Origin of the sequence: Bacillus sp. N3378-2at, from assembly GCF_033412715.1 — a bacterium.
GTDB lineage: Bacteria > Bacillota > Bacilli > Bacillales > Bacillaceae > Bacillus > Bacillus subtilis.
The window spans coordinates 594,448-621,259 of sequence record NZ_CP117986.1 but is presented as its reverse complement, the minus strand read 5'-3'; the positions used below and the strand labels follow the sequence as shown (position 1 = coordinate 621,259).

Annotated in this window: 30 protein-coding genes; 4 read left to right on the top strand and 26 right to left on the bottom strand. The window is 43.4% G+C overall.

Going from position 1 to position 26,812, the window contains the following annotated elements; all coding sequences use genetic code 11:
• Window positions 1–156: 156 nt before the first annotated feature.
• A complete protein-coding gene (gene sspM / locus PUN35_RS03425; protein ID WP_003225606.1) occupies window positions 157–261 on the top strand; it encodes an acid-soluble spore protein SspM in 105 nt (34 codons plus the stop codon).
• Between the two features lie 24 nt (window positions 262–285).
• Here the strand turns inward: sspM and PUN35_RS03420 are convergent, their stop codons facing one another.
• Entirely contained in the window at window positions 286–1,248 is a 963-nt protein-coding gene (locus tag PUN35_RS03420) for a DUF2515 domain-containing protein (RefSeq protein WP_033881326.1), read from the bottom strand.
• A gap of 40 nt (window positions 1,249–1,288) precedes the next feature.
• Here PUN35_RS03420 and recU point away from each other — a divergent pair, with 40 nt between their 5' ends.
• Entirely contained in the window at window positions 1,289–1,909 is a 621-nt protein-coding gene (gene recU, locus PUN35_RS03415; RefSeq protein ID WP_014480105.1) for a Holliday junction resolvase RecU, read from the top strand.
• A 21-nt stretch (window positions 1,910–1,930) separates the two neighbouring features.
• Window positions 1,931–4,675: a transglycosylase domain-containing protein gene (locus tag PUN35_RS03410; RefSeq protein ID WP_004398589.1), complete on the top strand. Its 2,745-nt coding sequence runs from the start codon at window positions 1,931–1,933 to the stop codon at window positions 4,673–4,675.
• A 75-nt stretch (window positions 4,676–4,750) separates the two neighbouring features.
• Here the strand turns inward: PUN35_RS03410 and PUN35_RS03405 are convergent, their stop codons facing one another.
• The 18 genes from PUN35_RS03405 to PUN35_RS03320 all read right to left on the bottom strand — a co-directional run bounded on the left by PUN35_RS03405 (window position 4,751) and on the right by PUN35_RS03320 (window position 20,977).
• A complete protein-coding gene (locus tag PUN35_RS03405; RefSeq protein WP_009967579.1) occupies window positions 4,751–5,245 on the bottom strand; it encodes a YpoC family protein in 495 nt (164 codons plus the stop codon).
• Window positions 5,242–5,901 carry an endonuclease III gene (gene nth, locus PUN35_RS03400; RefSeq protein ID WP_009967580.1) on the bottom strand — a complete coding sequence of 220 codons (660 nt, stop codon included), beginning with the start codon at window positions 5,899–5,901 and terminating at the stop codon, window positions 5,242–5,244. The genes PUN35_RS03405 and nth overlap by 4 nt, the downstream gene beginning before the upstream one ends.
• Before the next feature lie 18 nt (window positions 5,902–5,919).
• Window positions 5,920–6,618, bottom strand: a complete 699-nt coding sequence (gene dnaD / locus PUN35_RS03395) for a DNA replication protein DnaD (RefSeq protein ID WP_004398499.1) — start codon at window positions 6,616–6,618, stop codon at window positions 5,920–5,922.
• 93 nt (window positions 6,619–6,711) lie between these two features.
• A complete protein-coding gene (gene asnS, locus PUN35_RS03390; RefSeq protein ID WP_004398777.1) occupies window positions 6,712–8,004 on the bottom strand; it encodes an asparagine--tRNA ligase in 1,293 nt (430 codons plus the stop codon).
• 143 nt (window positions 8,005–8,147) lie between these two features.
• The gene (gene aspB / locus PUN35_RS03385) at window positions 8,148–9,329 is read right to left on the bottom strand and encodes an aspartate transaminase AspB (RefSeq protein ID WP_003230667.1); all 1,182 of its coding nucleotides are present in this window, start codon (window positions 9,327–9,329) and stop codon (window positions 8,148–8,150) included.
• A gap of 22 nt (window positions 9,330–9,351) precedes the next feature.
• On the bottom strand, window positions 9,352–9,837 hold the full coding sequence (tseB, locus tag PUN35_RS03380) for a cell wall elongation/penicillin-binding protein regulator TseB (RefSeq protein WP_014477164.1): 486 nt from the start codon (window positions 9,835–9,837) through the stop codon (window positions 9,352–9,354).
• An 8-nt stretch (window positions 9,838–9,845) separates the two neighbouring features.
• Window positions 9,846–10,016, bottom strand: a complete 171-nt coding sequence (locus PUN35_RS03375; protein ID WP_003225588.1) for a YpmA family protein — start codon at window positions 10,014–10,016, stop codon at window positions 9,846–9,848.
• 142 nt (window positions 10,017–10,158) lie between these two features.
• Window positions 10,159–12,954 carry an ATP-dependent DNA helicase DinG gene (dinG, locus tag PUN35_RS03370; RefSeq protein ID WP_014480106.1) on the bottom strand — a complete coding sequence of 932 codons (2,796 nt, stop codon included), beginning with the start codon at window positions 12,952–12,954 and terminating at the stop codon, window positions 10,159–10,161.
• 125 nt (window positions 12,955–13,079) lie between these two features.
• A complete protein-coding gene (gene panD, locus PUN35_RS03365) occupies window positions 13,080–13,463 on the bottom strand; it encodes an aspartate 1-decarboxylase (RefSeq protein ID WP_003225586.1) in 384 nt (127 codons plus the stop codon).
• Window position 13,464: 1 nt separating this feature from the next.
• Window positions 13,465–14,325, bottom strand: coding sequence for a pantoate--beta-alanine ligase (gene panC / locus PUN35_RS03360; RefSeq protein WP_014480107.1), 861 nt, complete (start codon window positions 14,323–14,325; stop codon window positions 13,465–13,467).
• Window position 14,326: 1 nt separating this feature from the next.
• The gene (panB, locus tag PUN35_RS03355; RefSeq protein WP_014480108.1) at window positions 14,327–15,160 is read right to left on the bottom strand and encodes a 3-methyl-2-oxobutanoate hydroxymethyltransferase; all 834 of its coding nucleotides are present in this window, start codon (window positions 15,158–15,160) and stop codon (window positions 14,327–14,329) included.
• Between the two features lie 244 nt (window positions 15,161–15,404).
• Window positions 15,405–16,382, bottom strand: a complete 978-nt coding sequence (locus PUN35_RS03350) for a bifunctional biotin--[acetyl-CoA-carboxylase] synthetase/biotin operon repressor (RefSeq protein WP_014480109.1) — start codon at window positions 16,380–16,382, stop codon at window positions 15,405–15,407.
• Window positions 16,367–17,560, bottom strand: coding sequence for a CCA tRNA nucleotidyltransferase (locus PUN35_RS03345; protein ID WP_014480110.1), 1,194 nt, complete (start codon window positions 17,558–17,560; stop codon window positions 16,367–16,369). Before PUN35_RS03345 ends, PUN35_RS03350 begins: the two co-directional genes overlap by 16 nt.
• A 4-nt stretch (window positions 17,561–17,564) precedes the next feature.
• Window positions 17,565–18,698 (bottom strand): N-acetyl-alpha-D-glucosaminyl L-malate synthase BshA, encoded by a 1,134-nt coding sequence (bshA, locus tag PUN35_RS03340; RefSeq protein WP_014480111.1) that lies wholly within the window; start codon window positions 18,696–18,698, stop codon window positions 17,565–17,567.
• Window positions 18,695–19,405: a bacillithiol biosynthesis deacetylase BshB1 gene (bshB1, locus tag PUN35_RS03335; RefSeq protein WP_014480112.1), complete on the bottom strand. Its 711-nt coding sequence runs from the start codon at window positions 19,403–19,405 to the stop codon at window positions 18,695–18,697. The genes bshA and bshB1 overlap by 4 nt, the downstream gene beginning before the upstream one ends.
• The gene (gene mgsA, locus PUN35_RS03330; protein ID WP_014477171.1) at window positions 19,398–19,811 is read right to left on the bottom strand and encodes a methylglyoxal synthase; all 414 of its coding nucleotides are present in this window, start codon (window positions 19,809–19,811) and stop codon (window positions 19,398–19,400) included. The genes bshB1 and mgsA overlap by 8 nt, the downstream gene beginning before the upstream one ends.
• 15 nt (window positions 19,812–19,826) lie before the next feature.
• Window positions 19,827–20,630, bottom strand: a complete 804-nt coding sequence (dapB, locus tag PUN35_RS03325; RefSeq protein ID WP_003230638.1) for a 4-hydroxy-tetrahydrodipicolinate reductase — start codon at window positions 20,628–20,630, stop codon at window positions 19,827–19,829.
• A gap of 11 nt (window positions 20,631–20,641) precedes the next feature.
• Window positions 20,642–20,977 carry a nucleotide pyrophosphohydrolase gene (locus tag PUN35_RS03320; RefSeq protein ID WP_004398044.1) on the bottom strand — a complete coding sequence of 112 codons (336 nt, stop codon included), beginning with the start codon at window positions 20,975–20,977 and terminating at the stop codon, window positions 20,642–20,644.
• A gap of 139 nt (window positions 20,978–21,116) precedes the next feature.
• On the opposite strand from PUN35_RS03320, the gene PUN35_RS03315 reads away from it, so the two are divergent.
• Window positions 21,117–21,989 carry a YitT family protein gene (locus tag PUN35_RS03315; RefSeq protein WP_003230635.1) on the top strand — a complete coding sequence of 291 codons (873 nt, stop codon included), beginning with the start codon at window positions 21,117–21,119 and terminating at the stop codon, window positions 21,987–21,989.
• Between the two features lie 41 nt (window positions 21,990–22,030).
• Here the strand turns inward: PUN35_RS03315 and ypjB are convergent, their stop codons facing one another.
• The 7 genes from ypjB to PUN35_RS03280 form a co-directional block, all read right to left on the bottom strand.
• Complete coding sequence (ypjB, locus tag PUN35_RS03310; protein WP_014480113.1) at window positions 22,031–22,825, bottom strand: sporulation protein YpjB; 795 nt, start codon at window positions 22,823–22,825, stop codon at window positions 22,031–22,033.
• Window positions 22,826–22,893: 68 nt separating this feature from the next.
• Window positions 22,894–23,487, bottom strand: coding sequence for a lipoprotein heptaprenylglyceryl N-acetyltransferase LhaT (locus tag PUN35_RS03305; protein ID WP_014480114.1), 594 nt, complete (start codon window positions 23,485–23,487; stop codon window positions 22,894–22,896).
• Between the two features lie 110 nt (window positions 23,488–23,597).
• The gene (locus tag PUN35_RS03300) at window positions 23,598–24,365 is read right to left on the bottom strand and encodes a menaquinol-cytochrome c reductase cytochrome b/c subunit (RefSeq protein ID WP_003225562.1); all 768 of its coding nucleotides are present in this window, start codon (window positions 24,363–24,365) and stop codon (window positions 23,598–23,600) included.
• A 34-nt stretch (window positions 24,366–24,399) separates the two neighbouring features.
• On the bottom strand, window positions 24,400–25,074 hold the full coding sequence (gene qcrB, locus PUN35_RS03295) for a menaquinol-cytochrome c reductase cytochrome b subunit (RefSeq protein ID WP_003225560.1): 675 nt from the start codon (window positions 25,072–25,074) through the stop codon (window positions 24,400–24,402).
• A gap of 1 nt (window position 25,075) precedes the next feature.
• Window positions 25,076–25,579, bottom strand: a complete 504-nt coding sequence (locus PUN35_RS03290) for a Rieske (2Fe-2S) protein (protein ID WP_003230627.1) — start codon at window positions 25,577–25,579, stop codon at window positions 25,076–25,078.
• 142 nt (window positions 25,580–25,721) lie between these two features.
• Complete coding sequence (locus tag PUN35_RS03285; RefSeq protein WP_014480115.1) at window positions 25,722–26,168, bottom strand: YpiF family protein; 447 nt, start codon at window positions 26,166–26,168, stop codon at window positions 25,722–25,724.
• A gap of 54 nt (window positions 26,169–26,222) precedes the next feature.
• On the bottom strand, window positions 26,223–26,762 hold the full coding sequence (locus PUN35_RS03280) for a ReoY family proteolytic degradation factor (RefSeq protein ID WP_004399171.1): 540 nt from the start codon (window positions 26,760–26,762) through the stop codon (window positions 26,223–26,225).
• Between the last annotated feature and the right edge of the window lie 50 nt (window positions 26,763–26,812).

Here is a 26,812-nt window from a genome sequence, read left to right as displayed (position 1 = left end):
TGCTCTCAAGGCTCTTTCCTTCCTCATGACAAAACTAGAAGCAAATCGCCAAACAAACAGGTATTCCACGAAAAGCTGAAGTTTTCGACAAAAACACCCGCAAAAATTGTATGATCCTCCTCGTTAATGCAAACGATACTTGTGAGGAGGTGCCGTATGAAAACAAGACCGAAAAAAGCCGGCCAGCAAAAAAAGACTGAATCAAAGGCAATCGATTCTTTAGATAAAAAATTAGGCGGCCCGAACCGCCCTTCTACGTAAGAAGCAAGGAATTTCCTTGCTTCTTTATTTTTTCAGCCACTGCTCCACCGCAAAAAGCGCATGAAGCTGGCGCTTTTTATGTAAATACCAGTCTGTCAATTCAATCTGCTTCGGCAATTCCTCGCGCCTAAAGAACGTTTTCTTTATCTTTCCATGAAACCAATCTGTTTTCGTTCCGTCTAATGAGTGGATTAACTCAGGGTAGCATGTCCTTAGCATAGGAGATGTTCTTTTTGTAATCCCGATCATCTTTTCCATATCAAAACGGGAACCTGTGTGCGGCACTGTGTGCAAAAAGTGATAAAAAGAGGAGAACAATTCTGGCTTGAACAGCAATTGAGACAGCTGCTTTCCCAGCCTTATCCTTTCCTCCGCCTTTGAAAAGCGTTTCACTGAAATGCCGTAAAGAAACCCATTTGAGGAAGGAAAAATAACGGTGTTAAAATGTAACCAATCACTTAAATAAAAAGGAATCGTGTCAAAAACATTCTTTTTAAACGAAGGATTTTGTATAATAGGTGTTTGGATAGTGTTTTGTTCATTTATAATGAGGGCATACATTAGCCGCTCCGTATTTCGCTCATGCCAAAAACGGGTCCATTCTTCCGACATAAATTGTGAGACGCCAAACACATGCAGCAGATGAAACAGCGGTTTCCCAACTCTTTTTGACCAGTGGTATAGTAGAAGCTGCGGATAGGCATCCGAAAAAATAAGCCAGTTCGCTCTTTCATAGGCTAAAAAGAACCATTCTTGCTGTCTCTCACGGAGTCCAAGCTGAAACAGACTGCCTTTTAAGTCAGTCATTGACCAGCCGGCATTACGAGAAACGAAAGAAGCCAAAAGCGACCATTTGATTTCCGGGTGACGGTCGTAAAATGCTTTATAAGCATTTGTTCTTGAAATGTTATCCGCGTTTTTTATTTTTGTCTGCCGCTCAATCCGGCTCAGAAGCTTTCTAATGGTCTGTTGTTCTTGCACGTTCATTCACTTCCGTCATGATTAGTTTAATAAGGAGGATGATAAAGTGATTCGGTATCCTAACGGAAAAACATTTCAGCCGAAACATTCGGTTTCATCCCAAAACAGTCAGAAAAGGGCCCCGTCTTACAGTAATCGCGGAATGACCCTCGAAGATGACTTAAACGAAACGAATAAGTATTATCTGACAAACCAAATTGCCGTTATACACAAAAAGCCGACACCTGTTCAAATTGTAAATGTCCATTATCCAAAAAGAAGTGCCGCAGTGATTAAAGAAGCTTACTTTAAACAATCATCGACAACAGACTACAATGGGATTTACAAAGGGCGGTATATTGATTTTGAGGCGAAAGAAACGAAAAACAAGACCTCTTTCCCCCTGCAGAATTTTCATGACCATCAAATCGAGCATATGAAGCAGGTAAAGGCTCAAGACGGTATTTGTTTTGTTATTATATCCGCTTTCGACCAGGTATATTTTTTGGAAGCCGATAAGCTGTTTTATTTCTGGGACAGAAAAGAAAAAAACGGCAGAAAATCAATTCGAAAAGATGAGTTGGAAGAAACAGCTTATCCGATTTTTCTTGGATACGCACCCAGAATTGATTATATTAGTATTATTGAACAGCTTTATTTTTCGCCATCATCTGGTGCGAAAGGTTGATTAACGAAAGGTTGAGATGTTATGTCAGATCAATTTAACAGCCGTGAAGCTCGACGAAAAGCGAACAGCAAGTCGAGCCCTTCACCGAAAAAAGGCAAGAAACGAAAAAAGGGCGGATTGTTTAAAAAGACCCTTTTCACTTTACTCATTCTGTTTGTTTTAGGCGTAGTCGGCGGCGCTGTTACATTTGCCGTTATGGTTTCAGATGCGCCGTCCCTTGATGAAAGCAAATTGAAGACGCCTTATTCATCAACGATTTATGATAAAAATGGAAAAGAGATCGCCGAAGTCGGCGCCGAAAAACGGACCTACGTCTCGATAGATGAAATTCCCGATGTTGTAAAAGAAGCCTTTATCGCGACAGAAGACGCCCGTTTTTATGAGCACCACGGGATTGACCCTGTCCGTATCGGCGGTGCTTTAGTTGCCAACTTTAAAGACGGCTTCGGGGCTGAAGGCGGAAGTACGATCACCCAGCAGGTCGTCAAAAACTCCCTTCTTTCACATCAGAAGACGTTGAAACGGAAGGTCCAGGAAGTATGGCTTTCAATTCAGCTGGAGCGCAATTACTCTAAAGATGAAATTTTAGAAATGTATTTAAACCGGATTTATTTTTCTCCTAGAGCATACGGAATCGGAAAAGCGGCGGAAGAATTTTTCGGCGTTACAGATTTAAGCAAATTGACTGTCGAACAGGCTGCCACACTGGCAGGAATGCCGCAGAGCCCGACAGCGTACAATCCCGTTAAAAACCCGGATAAAGCGGAAAAACGACGGAACATCGTACTCAGTCTGATGAAAAAGCAAGGATTTATTTCTGATTCTCAATATAACAAAGCGAAAAAAGTGGCAGTGAAAGACGAAGGCGTCGTGTCACAGAAGGAATATGAAAAAGCAAGTACAAACAAATACAGCGCATTTGTTGAAGAGGTTATGAAGGAAATTGATGAAAAATCTGATGTCGATCCATCTGCTGACGGATTAAAGATCTATACGACATTAGATACAAAAGCACAAGATAAACTAGATGAATTAATGGACGGAGACACCGTCGGATTTACTGAAGGCATGCAGGGCGGTGTGACGCTTCTCGATACCAAAAACGGAGAAGTCCGAGCGATTGGTGCGGGACGCAATCAGCCTGTCGGAGGCTTTAACTATGCTACTCAAACTAAGGCACAGCCTGGTTCGACCATAAAACCGATTTTGGACTACGGACCAGTTATTGAAAATAAGAAATGGTCCACATACGAACAAATTGATGACTCAGCTTATACGTATTCTAACGGAAAACCGATTCGTGATTGGGACCGCAAATATCTAGGGCCTATCTCAATGCGTTACGCTCTGGCCCAATCAAGAAATATACCTGCTTTAAAAGCATTCCAGGCAGTCGGTAAAGATACTGCTGTAGACTTTGCAAATGGACTCGGGCTTGGTTTAACAAAAGATAATGTAACAGAGGCCTATTCTATTGGCGGTTTCGGTGGGAACGATGGTGTTTCTCCTCTGACAATGGCAGGTGCATACAGCGCGTTTGGAAATAACGGAACGTATAATGAACCGCATTTTGTAAAATCTATCGAATTTAACGATGGCACGAAGCTTGACTTAACACCAAAATCAAAATCAGCCATGAGTGATTATACTGCGTTTATGATTACAGATATGCTGAAAACAGCTGTGAAGACAGGTACTGGACAGCTTGCACAAGTACCTGGTGTAGAAGTTGCAGGAAAAACAGGAACGACTAACTTTGATGATAATGAAGTCAAAAGGTACAATATCGCTAGCGGTGGCGCCCGAGATTCTTGGTTCGTTGGCTACACACCGCAATATACAGCTGCCGTCTGGACGGGAATGGGAGAAAACGAGGCTGGAAAGAAATCACTTTCAGCTGAAGAGCAAAAAGTTGCAAAGCGCATCTTCGCCCAGCTCATCGCCGATGTCGATGACGGAAGCGGATCATTTGAGAAGCCTGACAGCGTAGTGGAAGCCACCGTAGAAAAAGGTTCTAATCCGGCAAAACTGGCAGGGCCAAATACGCCAAGCGATAAGAAGCTCACAGAGTACTTTGTTAAAGGCACAGCTCCTTCTACTGTTTCTAAAACATATGAGAAAGAAGAAAAAGAGGAAACAGCTAAACTGTCTGGTTTAAACGTGAAATACGATAAAGACAATCAATCTTTAACGTTAAGCTGGAATTACGACGGAGATGCGACCTTTGCTGTTAAGCAATCTGTTGACGGCGGCAGCTACTCGGAAATTCAAAACAGCTCTGCAAAAGAGGCAGTTATTTCGGGTGTGCAGCCAGGATCTGTATACAAATTCGAAGTAACAGCCGTCAGTGATGATGGCAAAAGTACAGCTTCCACATCTTATGAGGTGCCAAAAGCTGAAGACGATGAAGATAAAAAAGACCAGCAACAAACGGATGATGAAAAACAAGATGATGAGAAGACTCAGGATGATACACAAACTGATGATTCTCAAAAAGATGACGGTCAGACGGATCAAGATCAGACAGATGATTCAACAAACGATCAAGACAAAAAACAAGACAATACGAACACCAATCCGTCCGACAACAATAACCAAGACCAATCAAACGATAATGATAACGACAACAGTAACAACCAGGATACGTCGGATGGTGATTCGAACTCTGGTAAGAATGATTCAACAGGTTCTGACACGAATAAAAATAAAACAGACACATCTAATAAAACACAAACAAACTCATCATCCATTGAAAAAACAAATTAAACAAAAAAGCCGTCACCTTTGGGGTGATGGCTTTTTTGGTACACAATAAAAAACCTCCCGTTTTAACAGGAGGTTTTATCGATTCATCGCATGATATTTATAAAAATGCTTTTTCATTTCGGTAATCAGCTCATCAAGCTGAATAAAGCAATGGTATTGGGTCGGCTTAAGAAGAATAAATTCCACTCGTTCAGCCCAATTAATCGGCTTTGCGGGATATGATTTCTCCCTCAGTTCTTGCCAATCGAGCGATTTCACCGGCTCACCTGCTGTCCAATGTAACGAAGCCAGCAAACACACAATGCCCTTTAACATTTCGTTTTGGTCACATCTCGATTTTCGTGTTTGAAAGACTGGGAGAAGTGATGCTTTGATGTCATCCCACACTTCAAATAAAAGCGGAACGTATTTCCCGCTGTCCTCCCATGGCAAATCGCCTTGTAATTCCGTGCAGAAATCAAAATACACGGGATTGGTCTGCAAGGTTTTCTTCATATCCGAGGAACTCTTCTGGCCAAGACTGCGCAAGTATTGCTCATAGGAAGCCAACACTTCTTTTGCTTGCGTCATCGTTTCACCAGTCCTTTTTTATCCCTCTTCTGCCCTTCTCTGCACAAAGAAAGCAGCGGACACTCCGCACAGCGCGGAGATTGGGCTTTACAGTGATATCTGCCGAAGAAAATAAGCCGGTGATGCGTAACGGACCAATCTTCTTTGGGAACCTTGCGCATCAGCGTCTTTTCAACTTCCAGAACCGAGTCCTTCCACCGGCAAATGCCCAATCGTTTGCTGACTCTCTCCACATGGGTATCTACGGCTATGGCCGGCACGCCAAACGCAACGGATACCACTACGTTTGCGGTCTTTCTCCCGACCCCTGGCAGTTTGACAAGCTCATCGCGGTCTCTCGGCACTTCTCCGCCGTAATCTTCAATAATCATTTTACTCAGCTTTTGAATATTTTTCGCTTTATTACGATATAAACCGATTGATTTAATATCCTGCTGAAGCTCTTCCAGCGGAACAGCCAAATAGTCTTCCGGCCGTTTATATTTTTGGAATAATGTTTTGGTCACTCTGTTTACAAGTGCATCTGTACATTGCGCAGATAAAGCAACAGCCACCACTAATTCAAAAGGATTGGAATGAACCAGTTCACACTCCGCATGAGGAAACATGTCACCTATCTTGTCTAAACAGAATTCAATTTGTTTTAGATTTAACACGATTGTCACCTTTTCACTTTATTGTTCAAGCCAATTGTAAAAAGGAACCTGCCTTTTATACTCTTTTTGCGGTTCATTTTGCTTTGCTTGTACACGCCGGAATTTTTGGCTGTGTATTTTTGCCTGCTCCACAGTTTTAAGCCCGTTTTTCTTCCATTCAAACAAAATGCGGTCAATGTAGCGGAAACTGAGTTTTCCTGATAGTACAGCCTCTTTTAACGCGTGTTTGATCAGTTGTGCGTCATGCTGATCCTGGTCCTGCCAGATCGCCAGCGTTTCACACTCCAAAGGCGATAACGGCCTTGCGAACTCTTCCTCAAAAATGGTATAAAGGCTTTTTTGTTCCCCTTCTGCTTTTCTTTCCTGTGTTTGATTCTGTGCAAGCTGAATATATTCGTACAGCTTCCCCCATAAAGGCTGAAGAGAATATTTCTCAAATTTGATGCCGTTTTGATCCTCGCATTCTTCAATAAACAGAAAGCCTTTTTGAATAAACATCCGCAATCTGTTTGTGCATTCTTCAACAGAAATTGACATACCTTCCTGCAGCTGATTCGGTGTAGGAAAATATGATCCTTTTTCTAAATGCATTTTAATTTTTAACAGCAGAATAAGTTCTGTTTCATTAAGCCCAAGCTGTTTATAATGCGTAAGCAGAAGATTGGGGATGGTTGATGTTCCCTGCTCCTGCATATCAATAAATTGCTGTTTTTTCATCGTCACACCTCTTACTGTAAAGGATTGTGATTGCCCCTTTACTGTAAAAAGTCTCCCTTGCAGGAGACTCTTTTTTTGTTTCATTTGAATGTATTACGGATACAGACGGTTTAACAGTCTTGGGAACGGAATCGTTTCACGAACGTGAGGCGCTCCGCTGATCCAAGCTACTGTCCGCTCTAATCCAAGGCCGAAGCCGGAATGAGGAACTGATCCATATTTTCTAAGTTCAGCATACCATTTATATGCGTCAGAATCCAGTCCATGTTCTTTAAGACGCGATTCCAAAAGTTCCATATCGTGAATCCGTTCAGACCCGCCGATGATTTCTCCATAGCCTTCCGGCGCAATCAAGTCAGCGCAAAGCACAACGTCCTCACGGTCAGAAGCCGGCTGCATATAGAACGGTTTTAAGGACGTCGGATAGCGAGTGATGAATACCGGTTTGTCATAGTGTTCAGCAATCGCTGTTTCATGAGGCGCTCCGAAATCATCTCCCCACTCGATATCGTCAAAGCCTTTTTCTTTCAGAAATTCAATCGCTTCATCATACGTGATTCTTGGGAACGGAGCTTTGATTTGCTCAAGTTTTGACGTGTCTCTTCCCAATGTGTTTAATTCAATTTTACAATTCTTAAGAACTGATTGTACGATGAAAGAAACGTAATTTTCCTGTACTTGAAGGTTTTCTTCAAATTCTACAAACGCCATTTCCGGTTCGATCATCCAGAATTCGATTAAGTGACGCTTTGTTTTAGACTTTTCCGCTCTGAATGTCGGTCCGAAAGAGAATACTTTTCCTAAAGCCATTGCCGCAGCTTCCATGTAGAGCTGGCCGCTTTGAGACAGATACGCATCTTCATCAAAGTACTTTGTCGCAAAGAGTTCTGTTGTTCCTTCAGGTGCGCTTCCAGTCAAAATCGGCGGATCCACTTTTACGAAGCCTTCGTTATTAAAGAATTCGTAAGTCGCGCGAATGATTTCATTACGGATTTTCATGATCGCATGCTGGCGCTTTGAACGCAGCCATAAATGTCTGTGATCCATCAAAAATTCCGTTCCGTGTTCTTTTGGTGTAATTGGATAATCGGTCGCTTCGTGAATGACTTCAATATCTGTCACAGCAAGTTCATATCCAAGCGGAGAACGCTCGTCCTCTTTGACAATCCCTTTTATATAGAGCGACGTTTCCTGCGTCACTGATTTAGCTGTTTGGAAAATGCTTTCTTCCACTTCCGCTTTTACTACGACACCCTGAATAAAACCGGTACCGTCCCGAAGCTGTAAAAACGCAATTTTCCCGCTTGAACGCTTATTAGCGACCCAAGCTCCGATCGTTACTTCCTCACCTACGTGCTTGTACACTTGGTTGATTGTTGTTTTCAACATATTTCCCTCCAAAACAAGAAAGACATTCGGAAGCTCATTGCCCCGCGAACTCTTTTATCATCACTTTATTATACCCGCTCTTAACTAACCGGGTCAATGCAGATAAAAAGCGGCTTTTCTGTCAGCCGCTTTTTGATCTGTTAGCTATGTTTTTCTACAAAACGCTTGATTCTTTCAATGGCTTTTTCAAGAAGATCTAACGATGTTGCATAAGAAAGACGGACATTCTCAGGAGAGCCAAATCCGGATCCTGGAACAATCGCAACTTTTTCCTCCTCGAGAAGCGCTTTAACAAATTCATCTACATCTTTGAAACCGCAAGATTGAGCTGCCTCTTTTGCATTTGGGAATAAGTAAAAAGCACCTTCCGGCTTCACACAGCTGAACCCTGGGATTTCTATGAGCTTTGCATAGATCGTATTTAATCTATGTTCAAATGCTTCTCTCATTTCTTCCAATGGCTCAGAAGGCCCGTTATAAGCAGCAATCGCTCCGTATTGTGCGATTGATGTCGGGTTTGACGTGCTGTGGCTTGCAAGGTTCGTCATCGCTTTAATAATGTCTTCAGAGCCTGCCGCATAACCGATTCTCCAACCTGTCATGCTGTGGGACTTCGATACGCCGTTTATAATGACCGTTTGTTCTTTCAGTCTGTCTGACAGCTGTGCAATGGAAACATGTTTCTTTCCGCCGTATGTAAGTTTTTCATAAATTTCATCTGACACAATCAAGATATCATGTTCAAGGCACACTTCACCGAGCGCAGATAGTTCTTCTTCCGTATACATGACACCAGTCGGGTTGCTTGGAGAGTTAATAACGATTGCTTTTGTTTTTTCCGTAATTGCATTTTTCAGCTGCTCAGGCGAAATTTTGAAGTGATTTTCCTCAAGCCCTTCTACATAAACAGGCTTTCCGCCAGCGAGTTTCACCTGCTCCGGGTAGCTTACCCAGTAAGGCGTTGGAATAATAACTTCATCTTCTTCATCCAAAATCACTTGGAAAAGGGTATACAGAGCATGTTTGGCACCAGTGCAGACAATAATTTGAGACGGTTTGTATTCAATATTCTGGTCGCGTTTAAATTTCTCTGCAATGCTGTTTTTCAGTTCAGCCAAACCACCGGAAGGCGTGTATTTCGTATGGCCCTCGTTCATCGAACGCACAGCGGCATCAATAATATGCTGCGGTGTATTGAAGTCAGGCTCGCCTGCTCCTAAGCCGATGACATCATGGCCTGCGGCTTTCAGTTCTTTCGCTTTCGCTGTGATTGCCAGTGTGGTTGATGGTGTTAATGCGGATACTCTTTTTGCCAGTTTCAACTTGAACTCCCCCTAATTCGTCTTAAGGCGTGATATTTTTGAGAATCTTTCCAGTTGTAAAGTCCACATAACTTAAACTGTATTGCCCTTCTTTGTCTAAGTACGTCACTTCCCAAAGCAGGACGTTTCCTTCTCTTGCCAGATGAACCTCTTTTTGCTTTGAAACCAGCCCTTCATCCTTTATGATTTTCGCCGCTTTGTCTTCAGAGATTCCCTCTTTCGCTTCTTTTGAGAGAATTTTTGCTTTTTTATCAGCAGGAACCCAGACATATAACGCAGTGCCTTTTTTATCCGTTCCCTTTACAACATAATATTTTTCTTTTCCGACAAATGTTTCGACTTGATCAACATTGGCGAGATCGGTTTCTTTTTTAGCTTCAGCAGCTGCTGCTTCGTGCCCCTCTTCCTTTTGTGCCATGGCTGATTTATAAATGCTTGCCGAGACAAGAAGTACTGCTAAAAAAATAATACCAAAAATGACGGTAAATATTAATGCTTTTTTTCTCATCTTCTCACCTACGTACGATAAATGGTAAAAACGGCTTGGTTTTTGTTTTCTTCATCCAGCGCAAGGCCGAACATCAGATTGTCTCTTTTCAGTGTACGATTCAATGTGTCCACAATTTTATACAGATCATCAGAATGCTCTACATTAATTGTTGAAAGAATTTCGATTTTACTTTCCATTTTTTCATCCTCCAGTTTGAACAAATATTGTTAGTCATACTCCATTTCAGGACACGCCATACTAGTATCACAGAGCGGGAAATCCGCTTTTAAATAAAACACCATCCTACTCCCACACCGCAAAAGCCGCTTTATGCGGCTTTTATTCTTTTTCCCCTGCAACATAAGCTTCAAGCTCGCTGTCAGTCATTTCGGATACTGAGGTTGTCGGCAAGGCATCAAGAAACAGCCGGCCGTAACCAGCGGTTTTAATCCGTCTGTCCAATATCATAATCGTTCCCTTGTCTCCCGCAGAACGCAGCAAGCGTCCGATTCCTTGCCTGAAGGTCAGCACAGCTTCCGGTAATGACACTGTTTGAAACGGATTCTTTCCTTTTTTGCGGGCTAGCTCACATTTTGCAGCATGAAGCGGGTGATCAGGGGACCGGAATGGGAGCCTCACGATCATTACTGTTGTCAGCTCATCACCAGGGAAATCAACGCCTTCCCAAAAATGATTTGTTCCGAGCAGGATCGCCTGATTGGATGTTTTAAAAGTCTTCATCAGTTTGCCGGGACTCCCGCCTGTAATCCCTTGTGCCAAGAGCTGAATGCCGGAAGCACTCATGTTATGCTTGAGCTCCTGGTGAACCTTTTTCAGCATATCATGGGATGTAAACAGCACAAGGATTTTAGGCTGTTTTTCCTTTGCCATCAGTTCGATATAACGGGCTGTATCCTGTATAAATTCAGGTTGCCCGGTATCCTGAATTGATTTCATTTCCTTTGGAATCATTACCTGCATACGCTCATCGTAAGAAAAAGGTGACTCAATTCTCATTGTCCGCGGGAAAAAGTCACTCAGTCCCAGTCGTTCAATCATAAATTGAAAAGAACCTTCGACTGTAAGGGTTGCAGATGTCAGCACCACACTATTTTTGCGCGCGAAAAACTGATCAGCCAGAAGTTCACCAGGTTCAAGAGGCTGTGCGTAAATGGCCACTGCATTTTTCGCACCCTTTGCATCTATTTCAATCCAAACCGCTTCATCGTCATCAGACCCAAAGAAGAGCTTCTGCAACGTCTGACAGTAATGCTGCAAGCCTTTCATGCTTCTTTGGTATTCATCGGCTAAAAAGACGGTTTTGCTCTTCATACCCTTCAAATGTTTTTCCATAAGGGATGACTGCGCCTCAAAAAGCTGCTGCAAATGTGTCAGCATGGAACAAAGCCTCTCCGCACCATCTGTTAAGATCGACCAGCTTTTATCCTGGCTTTCTTTGTTCACCTTAAACACTAGACGGTTTAAGTCTTCTTTAGGTTTTCTTCGTTTGACAAAAGAATGTACAGAGCTGAAGAAAGCATCACTTTCTGCTTGAACGTGCTGAAGCCACTCTTCCAATTCGAAAAATGAATCAACCGGCAGGCTGTTTCGCTGGAATAGCTGTCTCATCTTTTTTAGAAGTCCCTGCTCCTTCAGAGTGCCGATTCTGCTCAATTTCGTATGCAATTCTATGTACGTAGCTCTTTTCCCTAAATGTTCGCTTGCCGCACGTTCAAAATGGTGTGCTTCATCAATAATAAATGTGCCGCTTTCGGGAAGCCTTTTTTTCTGGCTGCCTTCATCGGTCAGCAAAAGAGAATGATTGGTGATCACCAAATCGGAACGCAAAGCAATCTGTTTGGCCCGCTCGTAAAAACCGATCACATGCTCACTGCGACTTCTTTTATAGGAGTCATCGTCATAAGCCAATCTGTCCCACAGCAATTTTCCGCCTGAAGGCAAATTCAGTTCCGCTACATCTCCTGTATTTGTCTCTGTCAGCCAAACGAGAAGCTGTGCCTTTGTCAGTACGGCATCATAATTATCATCTTCTTCATGAAGCACCTGCTCAAATTTATACAGGCATAAATAATGCGATTGCCCTTTTAAAATCGCCGCTGTTACCGGAAATGGAAACAGATCTTGGACAATCGGCAAATCCTTTGTGAGAATCTGCTGCTGTAAAAGCGTCGAATACGTGCTGATTATGACCGGCTTTTTTGATTTCTTGGCAAAAAGCGCAGCCGGAATAAGATAGCCAATCGTTTTTCCGATGCCTGGAGGAGCTTCAATCAGCGCATGCTCACGATTGGCAAACGCATCAGCCACCTCTCTCATCATCATCATTTGGCCGTCTCTTTTTTCATACCCAGGCATTAACTCTGACAGCGCTTTTTCATTTCCCGCTTCCCAGCTTTCGATCTCAAATGAGAAGTTCTCGTCCTCATTTATACGAACATCGATAGCTTCAGGTTCTCTGACAGAAAACGAAGAAAAGCGCGTATAGCCCGGTATCTCGGTATGTCTGTTTTCATTAATGAACATATCCAACAAATGCGTCAGATCACTGATGAAATGCTGCGAAAGCCTTCTTAACTGCTTTAATGTCGGATAAGGAAGCTGCCGCAGCTTTTCAAGGATTTCCAAAAAAATAAGCCCTGTCACTTCAGCATCGCTGTCAGCCCGGTGCGGCTGATCATGCCGCAGCTGAAGCTCCTCGCTTAATTCCGTCAGCTTATACCCTTCAAATCCCGGAAAAACAATACGTGAGAGCTCGACAGTATCAAGCACTTCACAATCTGGGAGCTGAAAGCCCGCCTTATGTAGCTCATACTTGACAAATCCAAGGTCAAAATGGATATTGTGTGCGACAAAATAAGCGCCGTCAAGCAATTGGAATACTTCTTCAGCAACTGCTTCAAATGGCTGTTCATTCTCGACCATTTGATTAGAGATTCCAGTAAGCTGCTCAATAAAAGCAGGGATTGATTTATTTGGATTAATGTATTTTGAAAACCGCTCAGTAATTTGTCCATTTTCGATTACAACCGCTGCGATTTGTATGATTTTATCGCCTTTCTTCGGCGAATTCCCTGTTGTCTCTACATCTATAACAACGAACCGTTGCTTATTCATTAAAATGGACACCTCAATTCTTGCATACGACAAAAGTGTAACACGTTTTGTACGGAAATGGAGCGGCAAAACCGTTTTACTCTCAAAATCTTAAAAGAAAACCCCCGATAAAGGGGGCTTTTCTTCTACAAAATTGTACGGGCTGGTTCGTTCCCCAGCATTTGTTCAATTTTGTTTTGATCATTCAGAACAGCCACTTTCGGCTCGTGGCTTGCCGCTTCTTGATCAGACATCATTTTGTAGGAAATAATAATGACCTTATCTCCTTCCTGCACAAGGCGTGCGGCTGCACCGTTTAAGCATATGACGCCGCTTCCCCGTTTACCAGGAATAATATACGTTTCAAGACGTGCTCCATTATTATTATTCACAATTTGTACTTTTTCATTAGGAAGCATTCCCACAGCATCAATGAGATCTTCATCAATTGTAATGCTTCCCACATAGTTCAGGTTTGCTTCCGTAACAGTTGCCCTGTGAAGCTTGCCGCTCATCATTGTTCGATACATATTATATTCTCTCCATTTCTCGAATATCAATAATGATATTATCTATTAAACGCGCTTTTGAAAAAGCAACTGCAACAGCGAGAATCATCTTTCCAGCAATTTCATTCACAGGCTCGAGTTCCGGATAGGAATAAAGCTCTACATAGTCTATGGTTCCGCTAGTCGTTTCAATGATTTCTTTTGCAGCTTTTATCACCGCTTCAGGATCTCTTTCACCGGCTTGGATCAGCTCCGCACTTGTTTGAAGGGCCCGATACAGCTTAGGCGCTTCTTTTCTTTCCTCAGCTGTTAAGTATACATTGCGAGAGCTTTTAGCTAAGCCGTCTTCCTCTCTGACCGTATCGACAGGAACCAATTCAATATCCATGAAGAAGTCACTGATTAACCCATCAACAACAGCTACCTGCTGCGCATCCTTTAAACCGAAATAGGCACGAGTCGGCTTGACTAGGTTGAAAAGCTTCGTCAGTACGATCGCGACCCCGTCAAAATGTCCTTCTCTTGAGCGCCCGCATAACACGTCTGTGCGTCTTTCTACATGAATCGTGACATTCTTTTCACCGGGATACATATCATGAGCATCTGGCGTAAATAAAATATCGACTCCGGCGTTTTCTGCAAGAGCTGCATCCCGCTCAATATCGCGCGGATATGCTTCAAAATCTTCATTAGGGCCGAATTGTGCAGGATTCACAAAAATACTCATAATAACGGCGTCGTTTTCTTGTCTTGCTTTGTCTGCTAAGGTTAAATGCCCCTCATGCAGAAACCCCATCGTCGGAACAAATCCGATTGACTTGCCCTCTGAATGATATTGTTTTATGGCTTCTTTCAGCTGTGTAATATCAGTAATCTGTCTCATCTTATTTTCCCCCGTACAAGCCGTCCAGCACTGTCTGGTTCATTTGAAAGGAATGCTTTTGTTCAGGGAAAGCACGATGTCTTACATCCTGAACATATCCGCTGATTGCTGTTTCGATGGTTTCATCAATACGCGTATATTGCTTTACAAATTTAGGTGTTCTCTCAACACCGTGGCCGATAATATCATGATAAACGAGAACTTGTCCGTCTGCTTTCACACCCGCCCCGATTCCAATGACCGGTATGCTTAGCGTATCGGCAATTTTGGCTGTGAGTTCTGCCGGTACACATTCCAGCACAAGCATCATAGCTCCTGCTTCTTCGCATTTTATACTGTCTTCTATTAATTTTTTGGCGCTTTGTTCGTCTTTGCCCTGTACTTTATAGCCGCCCAGTACGCCGACTGACTGCGGTGTCAAACCTAAGTGACTGACTACTGGAATGCCTCCAAGCGTCAATGCGCGAATGGATTCAAACACGCCTTCTCCGCCCTCAAGCTTCAGTGCGTCAGCTCCGCTTTCCTGAACGATAGCCGCTGCATTTTTCAGCGTATCTTCCTTGGACAGGTGATAAGACATAAACGGCATATCTGTCACAATAAAGGTATTCGGCGCACCCCTTTTAACGGCTTTTGTATGATGAATCATATCCGCAACTGTCACACCCACAGTTGAATCAAGGCCGAGGACGACCATTCCGAGTGAATCACCGACTAAAATCATGTCAACTCCCGCTTGTTCAGCAAGTTTAGCTGCCGGATAATCATAAGCGGTCAGCATGACAATCGGTTCTTCAGACTCCTTCATTTTTAGAAAATCCAGTTTTGTTTTCATGTTTTCTCCTCCTCATGTTTAGAGGAGATGATCTGCCGTTTCTTCTGCAAGCCAAAAAACCTTCCGTTACAACGAGAAGGATTCTTCACTTTCTAAAGTTCGGCGAGTTTCATCCCTCTGTCCCAGTCCTTTTTTGGATCAAGGCAGACTGCTGCAATGTCTATCTATTTTAATAATAGGTGCAGTTCGCAGGCGATACTGCCCAATGGAAGTATACCAAAATCAACGGGCTTGTACCAACACATTAGCCCAATTCGATATCGGCAGAATAGATTTTTTTAATGCCTTCGTTCGTTTCTAAAAGCAGAACGCCTTCATCATCTATACCTAACGCCTTCCCGTAAAAGGTTCCGTTTAACGTTCTGGCTCTCATATTAGTGCCAATACCGAGCGCATAGCTTTCCCATAAAAGCTTAATCGGCGTAAATCCGTGCGTCATATAATCCCGGTACCGTTTCTCAAAGCATAGTAAAATATGCTGGATGACGCCGGCCCGATCAATTTTTTCCCCAGCAGCTTGGCTGAGGCTTGTCGCGATGTCCTTCAATTCATCTGGAAAATCATTAGGCTGCTGGTTAACGTTAATGCCGATCCCAATGATCACTGAACGTACGCGGTCTTCTTCAGCCTGCATTTCCGTTAGGATGCCGACTGTTTTTTTTCCGTTAATCAAAATATCATTTGGCCATTTAATATCCGTTTGGATGCCTGCTGCCTCTTCTATTCCCTGCACAACAGCTACTGCAGCAAGCAGAGTCAGCTGCGGTGTTTTTTGGAGCGGAATGTCAGGCCGCAAAATCAGGCTCATCCAAACGCCGTTTCCTTCTTGAGAATGCCATACCCTAGACATTCGGCCCCTTCCGGCTGTTTGTTTGTCAGCCACCACGAGGGTGCCTTCCGGTGAGTTATTATTCGCGAGCTCATGAGCCGTTTTTTGCGTGCTTGAAAGAACGTCATGGTAAATAAGATGCTGGCCCATCACTTCCGTTTTTAATCCAAAACGAATTTCGCTTTCACTGAGTTTTCCGGGTTTTTTGATGAGCCGATATCCTTTTCTTCTAACGGCTTCTACTTCATAACCCTCTTTCCGAAGCTCTTCAATATGCTTCCACACAGCAGTTCTTGAACAGCCGAGAGCATCACTGATTTTTTGGCCGGAAATAAATTCATTGCCTGCCTGAGAAAATAATTCAATAAGGTCTTTTCTTAATGTTGACCGCATGTCTTCAGCCACTCCTCTATGTGTTTCTTTTGATTGGAGAGCTTCCCTGTCACAACAGCCTGCTCGATCCGCTGTAATTCTTCCGACACCCATTTTCCGGCCGGCCGGTTTCGAAGCGCAAGCAAGTCCTTACCCGTGATATCAAGATCCTTAAGGCTTTTGATCGGCAGGTTTTGATAAGCGTACTGAATGTCCTTCAGTTTCTTTTCATCCAGTTTTTCGTTTTGCCGAAGCTGCGATATTTTGGCCGCTGAGAGCAGTGCTTTTTCCCCAGCTCTGTACATTGTCATTACGTCAAGACTCTGGCCAAACGTATCGGCAATGTGAATGGCTTCCTTGATCACTTTTCCCGGGAGCTTCCAACCTTTCAGGAAAAGCGGCGCGTCTTTCAAGACTATGCCAAGGTTAATTAAAAGAGCAGCCCAAAGCTCCTCACGGGATGTTAAAGAGAAGAATGGAAACTCACTCGTTGAAATCAGGTTTTCTCGTTTATGATAAAAACCAGGAAGCTCTTCATACAATCTCGTTTGAATGAGTGTTTGAAGCGCCTGGCGAGAAGCTCTTCCCTGCAGCAATTTCTCGAACTCTATAGTTTTTCGTTCGACTGAAACATGGGAGAGGAGTGATTTTTCTTTCGCAATGGCTTCTTCTGTTTCCGGTGAAAGCGTAAAGCCAAGCTGGCTCATAAAGCGTACGGCTCTCAGCATACGAAGCGCATCCTCTTGAAATCTATCCTCAGGCTTTCCAACGGTTCGAATCACTTTCTGATCAATATCTTTCTTGCCGCCAAAATAATCAAGCACCTTCCCGTCCGCTGTCATGGCCATCGCATTGATCGTTAAATCTCTGCGTTTTAGATCCTCTTCTAATGATGAGATAAATTGCACTTCTGACGGTCTTCTGAAATCAACATAATCAGATTCAGTCCGGAATGTCGTGACTTCATAGGTTTCATCCTCCCAGAGCACAATAATGGTCCCGTGCTCTTTGCCTACATCAACAGTCCGCTGAAACAGCCGTTCTACTTGATCAGGTGCCGCATCTGTCGCGATATCGACATCTCCGATCGTTCGTTTCATATAGCTGTCACGAACTGCGCCTCCGACAAAATAAGCCTGATGGCCTGCTTCGATTAAGATGCGGAGCACGGGAAGTGCTTTGATAAAAACTTTTTCCATGTGATCACTCCGGTTCTGCTAAATCGGCATAAATCTGTTCATACTGGCTGACAATTTTTTTAGAAGAAAATTCATTTTCAAGCATCTCTATTGCCGCCTTTGTAAAACGATTGCTTAGCTGTTCATCTTCTAAAATGCTCATCGCGCGGGCTGTTGCGGCCGTAACATCACCGACATCCACCAAAAATCCGCTCACATTGTTTTTTATAACCTCAGGGATACCGCCAATGTTTGTTCCAATACAAGGCACTCCGCAAGCCATCGCTTCAAGCAGGACAAGGCCAAAGCTTTCTTTTTCAGATAGCAGCAGCTTCAAATCGCTAATAGAATAAAGCTCTTCAACACGGTCTTGATTTCCAAGCATTAAGACTTGGTCTTCCAAGCCATATTTTCTGATAAGCTCGCAGGCTGTCGATTTCTCCGGACCGTCTCCGACTAAAAGCAGCTTCGCTTTCGTTTTGCCAGCGATATTGCGGAACACACGGATGACGTCCTGCACGCGTTTAACCTTTCTAAAGTTGGACACATGGATGACGACTTTTTCATCTGGTAAAATTCCATGTTTCTCTTTAATCACCGCTGTGTTTTTCTTCAGATACACGCGCTCGTCTATAAAGTTATAAATCGTTTCAATTTTTTTCTCCGGTTTAATTAAATCGTACGTTTCAGCCGCAAGCGCTGAGGAGACGGCCGTCACCCTGTCTGATGACTCAATAGCAAAACGGATCAGATCTTTTAGAGACGGATCATAACCTAACACCGTGATATCCGTGCCATGCAAAGTTGTAACAATGCCGATATTGCGTTTCAGCATTTGTTTTGCAAGATAGGCGCAAACGGCATGCGGGAGAGCATAGTGAGCATGGATAATGTCTAAATTCTCCCGTTCCGCCACCTCTGCGATTTTGCTTGCCAATGTCAAATCATACGGAGGATACTTAAAAACAGCATATTGATTAACCTCAACTTCATGAAAATGAATATTGGGATGATATGTATTCAGTCTAAACGGAATGCTTGATGTGATGAAATGGATTTCATGTCCCTTTTCAGCAAGCTGCTTCCCCAGTTCTGTCGCAATGATACCTGAGCCTCCAACGCTCGGATAGCATGTGATTCCTATTTTTAGTTTTCTCATTGTTCGCCCCCAAGCACATCATGATCAAGCATCAGCATCCGTTTGGAAAAGAAACCTTCGGCATACTCCACGCCCGCTTCTTTACCGTAAAGCTTTTCTCTCGCTTCAACGATCTCGATATAACCATTCGTCAGAGGAGTAGAAACTGAATCCTTTGACGGGATAAACTGGCTTTTGTAGGCGTTGAGGCTTTGTTTCTTTGCCTCTATTGTATCCGAGATATCAATGACAAAATCCGGCTGATGAAAACCATTTATCATATAATAGTAAACCTTGCTGACTTTATGCGCCGGAAGGCTTTTTTCATCTTTATATTTATGGATTCCGGCGGAAAAGATCGCTTCTTCCACCAGTGCAGCCGCATTGCCGTGATCCGGATGGCGATCCTTTTTATACGGCATAAAAACCGCTTTTGGGCGGCAGGTTCTGATGACAGTGACAATCGACCGAATTGCCTGATCACTCATTATTAGGCCGCGGTCTGGAAGCGTCAGCTGAATTCTTTTATCTGCGCCTAATATGCGGGCTGCTTCAGCTGCTTCTTCTTTACGTAAACTGACCGTACCGTTAGAAGAGAGTTCCGCTTCTGTCAAGTCGCATATCATTACTTTTTTTCCCTGTTTGACAAACTTCGCTATTGTGCCGCCCATTCCGATCTCGACATCATCACTGTGGGCGCCAAAAGCAAGAACGTCAGCATTATACATTCGGCTCTTCTCCCCGAAGAAGGTCACGGAATTCGAAAACACCTTCATCAAGTGTGCGCACAAGAATTTCCGCAGTACCCATATTTGTGGCGAGCGGAATGGAATACACATCACATAACCGGATTAATGCCGAGACATCCGGTTCATGCGGCTGCGCGGTCAGCGGGTCGCGCAAAAAAATGACAAGATCGAGTGCATTGGCAGCGATCAGTGCACCGATTTGCTGGTCTCCCCCTAAAGGGCCGGATTGAAAACGTTCAATTTGAAGACCTGTCGCCTCTTGAATTTTCAACCCTGTGGTTCCGGTTGCGTATAGATCATGATTCTTTAAAATATCCCGATAGGCAGTCGTAAATTGAACCATATCCTGTTTTTTCTTGTCATGCGCGATCAAAGCAATTTTCATTGTTTATCCCCCCGTCTAATCAATGATATTTTCTAAACCGTACACAAGCTGATCAATCTTCATGACTTGTTCGACTGACAGTTTAACGCCTGACATGAAAGAAGCCCGGTTATAAGAATCATGGCGTATCTGAAGCGTTTGGCCATCCATGCCGAACATGACCTCCTGATGCGCGATCAGTCCCGGAAGACGGACGCTGTGCAAGCGAATGCCGTTTTGCTCCGCTCCTCTTGCTCCTGGGAGAATTTCTTTTTCATCCGGATGTCCTTGCTGCTTTTCTTTACGGACTTCTGAAATCATTTCCGCTGTTTTAAGCGCAGTTCCGCTTGGTGCGTCAAGCTTCTGGTCATGATGAAGCTCAATAATCTCAACATCCTCAAAATAGTTGGCAGCCATTTTTGAAAATTTCATCATCAGTATCGCACCGAGCGCAAAATTTGGCGCGATGATGGCTCCGATCCCTTTTTCTTCTGTTAAAGATGTGAGCTCTTTTAAATCAGCTTCTGAGAAACCGGTTGTTCCGACAACTGGACGGACTCCGTGCTCTAATGCAATTTTTGTATGTACTTTTCCGATTTCGGGCGTTGTTAAATCAATCAAGACATCCGGTTGTGTTTCTGTAAAGCAGGCATGGATATCTGTGTAAATGAAAGCATCTGACTCAACAGGCATCACATCAGATAATTTTTGCTGATCGTATGTATGGTCTATGGCCCCGACAAGGTCAAAATGAGGTGTTCGTTCTGCCAATTTAACAGCTTCCTGCCCCATTCTTCCACGCGGTCCCGCAATGACTACTTTAATTGTTTCGTTTGACATCTTGATCTCCTCTACTTTCCTTCTTCTTTTCTGGTCCAGCGATCTTTATCTCTTGTATTAAATTTATGCATGACTCGGTCGTGAGCTTCCTCTAAAGAGATATCAAGAGAGTTGGCTAAACAAACCAATACAAATAGCACATCGCCCATTTCCTCTTCCATGCTTTTATCATCTTCAGTCGCTTTTTTTGGTTTTTCTCCATAACGGTGATTCACTTCTCTGGCGAGCTCGCCCAGTTCTTCAGTCAGCCTCGCCATCATGGCCAGCGGGCTAAAATATCCTTCTTTAAATTGGCCGATGTAACGGTCTACTTCAGCCTGTATGTCTTTCATTGTTTTATCACTCACTGAACGAAACCTCCTATCATCCTCTTACATGTTAGCTAATTCAGATACGTTTGACAAATGTTTAAGCACGTTTGCTGTTTTCTTTTTCATCCACTATAATATAAACGCTATCTAATGGAAGGAAAAGGGGTTTTGTGTGATGCTTGGAGAAATTAGATTAAAAAACATATTTTTTATTTTAATCGGAGCGGCAATTTTTTCATTTGGCTTGGTTCATTTCAATATGCAGAACAATCTGGCTGAGGGCGGTTTTACAGGTATTACACTTTTGCTTTATGCCCTTTTCCACATCAGCCCCTCTATCTCGAACCTGGTATTGAACATCCCGATTTTTTTTATTGGCTGGCGTTTGCTCGGCAGGACAATGTTTGTTTATACCCTTGTCGGCACTGTAGCCTTGTCTTTGTTCCTCAGCATCTTTCAGCGATATGAAATCCATATGCCCCTTCAGCACGACTTAGCGCTCGCCGCTTTATTTGCCGGCGTATTCATCGGAGCCGGACTGGGTATTATTTTTAAGTTCGGCGGTACGACAGGCGGTGTTGATATCATCGCACGTTTAGTGAATAAGTATTTTGGGATCCCGATGGGCAGAACGATGTTTGCTTTCGATGCCTGCGTCATCATTTTGTCTTTGCTTACTTATCTCTCCTATAAAGAAGCGATGTATACGCTGGTAGCTGTATTTGTAGCGGCAAGATTAATCGATTTTATTCAGGAAGGCGGATACGCTGCTAAAGGCGCTACGATCATCTCCTCGAAAAACGACCTGATTCAGAAAAAGATTCTTGAAGAAATGGAACGTGGCGTCACCATTTTGAAAGGACAAGGTTCCTACACAAAAGAGGATATAGATGTACTTTATTGTGTGGTGCCGAAAAACGAATTGGTGATGCTGAAAAGCGTGATTAACTCCATTGATCCCCATGCCTTTGTAGCGGTAAGCGATGTTCACGATGTGCTCGGAGAAGGATTTACGCTTGATGAAAATAAAAATCCGCTTCCGCGCTGACATGTAATAGAAAAAAGGCGGCTGACCGCCGCCCCTCATCCTTATTTAGGGTAGTCCCTTTTTTTCAGCTTGTTTTTTTCCGCCTTGTACTTTCTGTAACCGACATAGGTAAGAGCAGTAATGATGATACTGCCGGTTGTAATCATCACCCAGAGTAAAGACGGATCGGCATCATCCTCCTCCACCCTGTCAAACACATTTTTCAGGTCATGCTGAAGAAGGGAAAGCCGTTCAAGCTTCGTGCTCTCTGTCATTTGCTGAAATTCCTCTTGCTCAATAACGTCTATATGTTTTCCGACTGTTTCAAGCTGATCCTCTGATACATCGATTGTAAGACTGGGGTAAATCAAGTCATATAAACTGATAAATTCATTCCATTTTTCATGAAAGCTTGTGCTTCCATTCTTTTGGACATCTCGCTTCAGTTCAGTAAAAGCTTCCATAATCGGTTTTTCCAGTGAGCCCCAAAGCGGGTCAGACCGATTTTCAACCGCATCCATCAGCATCCTGAACTGCGCGGCTGCTCTGAGTTTTTGTGTGTCTGATGTATCAGCTTGCTTTAAACTCCGAACCATATCATTATAGCCCAATGTGATTTGACGGATTTGGGATCCCGTTAGCATGGGGTCTTGCTGTTTTTTCTCAGCGGATTTTAATGTTTTTTCAAAATACTCCAAGACTTGAAGCGCCTCTTCATATTTTGCCTGTCGGGTCATTTGAAAGACTGTATCGGATAAATCATTCAATTCCTCGAGGCTTCCCCGCTCTGCAGCCTTGGCATTTCCATTATAAAAAATAAGTGCAATCAACAAACAGATCGTCAGCTTTCGTTTCATGCAGGTCCCTCCCACTCTCTCTCCTTACAGAATATGAAGAAAGGGACAAGGATAGACCAACATTGTCTTTACATCAGCTCAAGCTTCGTTTGCTTTTTTGAGACCACAAGAAAGTAAGCAAGCGCGATTGAGAAGATGCTTAGCCAAAATGTTCCGTATCCTATTTCAGTCATATAATCAGAAAGCATTGAATACCGCGGCATCATATCAAACAAGTAGTCAATGACATCGTTATGCAGTGTCCAGACTGCAGCAATTGCAAGATGCCAAAATGAAAAACGAAAATACGGACTGTATAATACGCCTTGAACAGCCATTGCAAAATGCGAAGCAATTAGCATGTAGCCCTCCCACGGCAAGTCACCAGTTACTGCAAGCACAAGAAAATTCATAGCCACCGCCCATAGGCCATACTTTACGAGGGTTACTAGCGCAAGCGCCTCAAAGAGCGGAGCATTCCGTTTCATGAGAAAGGCAAGCAGCACAAACAGAAAGAAAAACGTTGCTGTCGGACTGTCCGGAACAAAAATCAGGAAACGGGCCGGTGTCTCCAAAAGCTGCGGCAAGTACCAATAGTAGCCGTAAACCGTTCCCAGAAAATTAATGGCTAAGACAAGAATAAGCATCGGCCGCTGCCCTAATACATATTGAAACCATTTCACATCGAATCAACTCTCAGTCTGTAAAAATAATATGTCCAAATAAAAAAGCTGACGCCGGGTCAGCTTTTGATAATAAAAGTATATCCTTCCATTTGACAATTCACAATACGTTATTTTGCGGTTGTTTCAGAAATAAATTTTGCAAGTTCTTCGAGTTGCTTATCATTTCCTTTGAACACACCCGCCGGCATTTTGCCTTTCCCTTCTACAGCTATTTTTTTGATTTCATCCGGTTTCAGCCCGCTGTCAACCAATGAAGGCCCGGCCGCTCCTCCCTGAAGGTTATCCCCATGGCAAGAAATACAGCCCTGTTCCTTAAAGACCTTATATCCTTCTGCATTGGTGTCAATGTCGGCTTCTTTTGTGATTTTCCCCTGTTCTTCTGCCTTGGCCCAGTCATGAGTAGCAACTGACTGCCACGTCAAAAATACAGCAGCGGAAATGGCCAGAAGCATCATACCGACAGCGACCGGACGCTTCCACGGCCTTCTTTCTGTCCCTCTGTCTAGGAATGGAGCCAAAAGCAGGGCCCCAAAAGCGAGACCTGGCATAATCATGGCGCCGACCACTGTAAAGCTTCCGGCGGCGTATTCATACTTCAACAGCTGGTATAAGAAAAGAAAATACCAATCCGGCAGCGGAATATAACCAGTATCAGTCGGGTCCGCCATCCGCTCCAAAGGCGGCTGATGCACAATCGTCAAAACGAGAAAACCGATGAGAAAGACAGCTCCAACCATCCATTCCTTTAACAAGAAATTTGGCCAGAAAGCCTCTGTTTTACCGGGATACTCCGAATAATCCTTCGGTATATTCGGCTTTTTTTCAGCCGGTATCCTTGAGTCGCCTACAAATTTCATCCCTTTGCCCCGGTGCATGTCATCCCCTCCCTTTTATTCGCAGATCAAGAGTTTAAAGCGGTCCTGAAATCCCCTGCTTCCGGATCATAATAAAATGTGCAGCCATCAGCCCGAACAATGCGGCAGGAAGAAAAAATACATGGATCGCAAAAAACCTAGTCAGCGTTTGGGCGCCTACAATATCCGGATGCCCTGCAAGGAGCGTTTTAACTTGCGTTCCGATCAAAGGCGTGGCTTCGGCGATCTGCAGCCCGACTTTTGTTGCAAACAGAGCCTTCATATCCCAAGGAAGCAAGTAGCCTGTAAAGCCAAGACCGAGCATAACAAAAAAGATCAGCACACCGACAATCCAGTTCAGCTCGCGCGGTTTTTTATACGCACCTTGGAAAAAGACCCTCAGCGTATGTAAAAACATCATCACAATGACCAGGCTCGCACCCCAGTGGTGCATCCCCCTGACAATCTGGCCGAATGCCACTTCATTTTGCAAATAATATACCGATTCCCAGGCATTTTTGATATCAGGCACATAATACATCGTTAAAAACATTCCAGATAATACTTGGATAACGGTTACAAAAAACGTCAGTCCCCCAAAGCAATACACAAACGCAGAGAAATGATGGGCGGGATTCACATGTTCCGGTACTTCGTGATCGGCAATATCCCTCCACATCGGTGTAATATCAAGCCGCTCGTCTACCCAGTCATAAATTTTGTTCAGCATGTCACCCTTCCCCCTTAGGCTTTGCTTTTCCAAGATACAGGAAGCCGTCTTTTACTTCTTGCTCATAATGATCAAGAGGCGCAAGCGGCGGCGTGCCAGGGACATTGGTGCCGTCCTTTTCATAGAGTCCGTAATGGCATGGACAAAAGAATTTATTCGGGTTTTTAGGATCACTATTCCAGTTCACCGTACACCCTAAATGTTTACAAATTGGCGAAAGTGCTACAATTTCATCCCCGTTTTTGAAGACCCAGGCTGATCTTGACTCTTCTGACTCATACCAGGCATCGACTTGATTAATTTTAAAATCAAAGCGCTGCGGCTCTTTTGTCAACTCATCAACGCTGACAACCTGAACCATATCCTGCTTCCCTGTCGATTTTAATACCGGGTCGAGTGCGAAGCGAACCATAGGCATGAGCATACTAGCCGCCATAAAACCTCCTACGCCTGTGAGCGTGTAATTCAAAAATTGACGTCTGGATATATCATGTTTTCCGCCCATCTCTTCTCCCCCCTCTAGGTCACCCCTGCAAACTGACTAAAATAGAAAATATTGCAATAACTCTAGACACCCTCATAATATATGAATCTCTCAGCAAGGTCAATATAGCCAAAATATTGTTCATAAGGAAATGTAAGTGTTTTTATGAAGTGCTCCATAACTGTAACAAAACGTTCAAAATTTCAGCAGTGCGTTCATCCAATATTTTTCTTTTTAAAGAGTCATTTAAATGCTCTAATGGAACAGACGGTGTAACAATCATTTTGCCTAACGCATCCTCAGCTCTCCAACTTTCGTCAGATGTGAGCAGGACAACATGCGGAAATTCCGTTATCAGCTCTTCCCGCAAATCCTTAAGCCCTTGAACGGTTATTTCATTTCTATCAACATATGTATAAGGCGGAAGTAAATATACCCGTCCCTTTAACTGCCTTTCAAGTTCTTCTGAGAGAAGCTGCGTAAACTCGCCTTTCTCCGCCGCCATTTTAAAATGGTTATTAACCCTTATGTTAATTAATGGTATGACAGCGGTATCAATGTAATCCTTAGCTTGTAAATAGTCCTTGGCATCAGTGATTCTCCACCTCATCGTTCTCCCCCTTTACGGCAACAAGCCTTGCAATTCACTGCAAGGCTGGTCATATTATGTGAGCTGATTTAATTGGCGCGATAATTGTTCAAATGCCTCTTTATCATGACGATCTAACGCGTCGTCAATGTCTTTTAATAATTTTTCTCTTTGGAATGTGGAAATAGCGTGCTCTAAAATCTGTTCCGCCAATCCCTGATCTTTTTTATTCTCAAAAAGGTTTTTCGGAATATGCGGGTTGGACTCCAGCACCGCCGCATATTCAGGTGAGCTGTAAGCCGAACGGAAATTAAGCTGGATAAACAAATCCTGCTGTTTATTTAATCTAATATCATGAAAAGATTTTTCCGCGTCGGTAGTCATGACATTCTCTTTATAGAACCGGAACGGAACTTCTTCAACACAATGTGTTGACATTATAATGCCTCTCGGGCAAAATTCAGCCTGCTCCACAAAATGAACCTTCTCCATGAGAGAATCATGGCTCATTAAGTAGTTCAAGATCCAAACGCACTCTCGGCGCTTTAACTGATAATGGTTTAAAAACCAACGGATAAAATCTTTTTTCTCATTGACAGAAACAGGGGTCTGCATGTAATTCCCTCCTCTATCGTTCGTATAATCTATATACTTATATGTTCCAC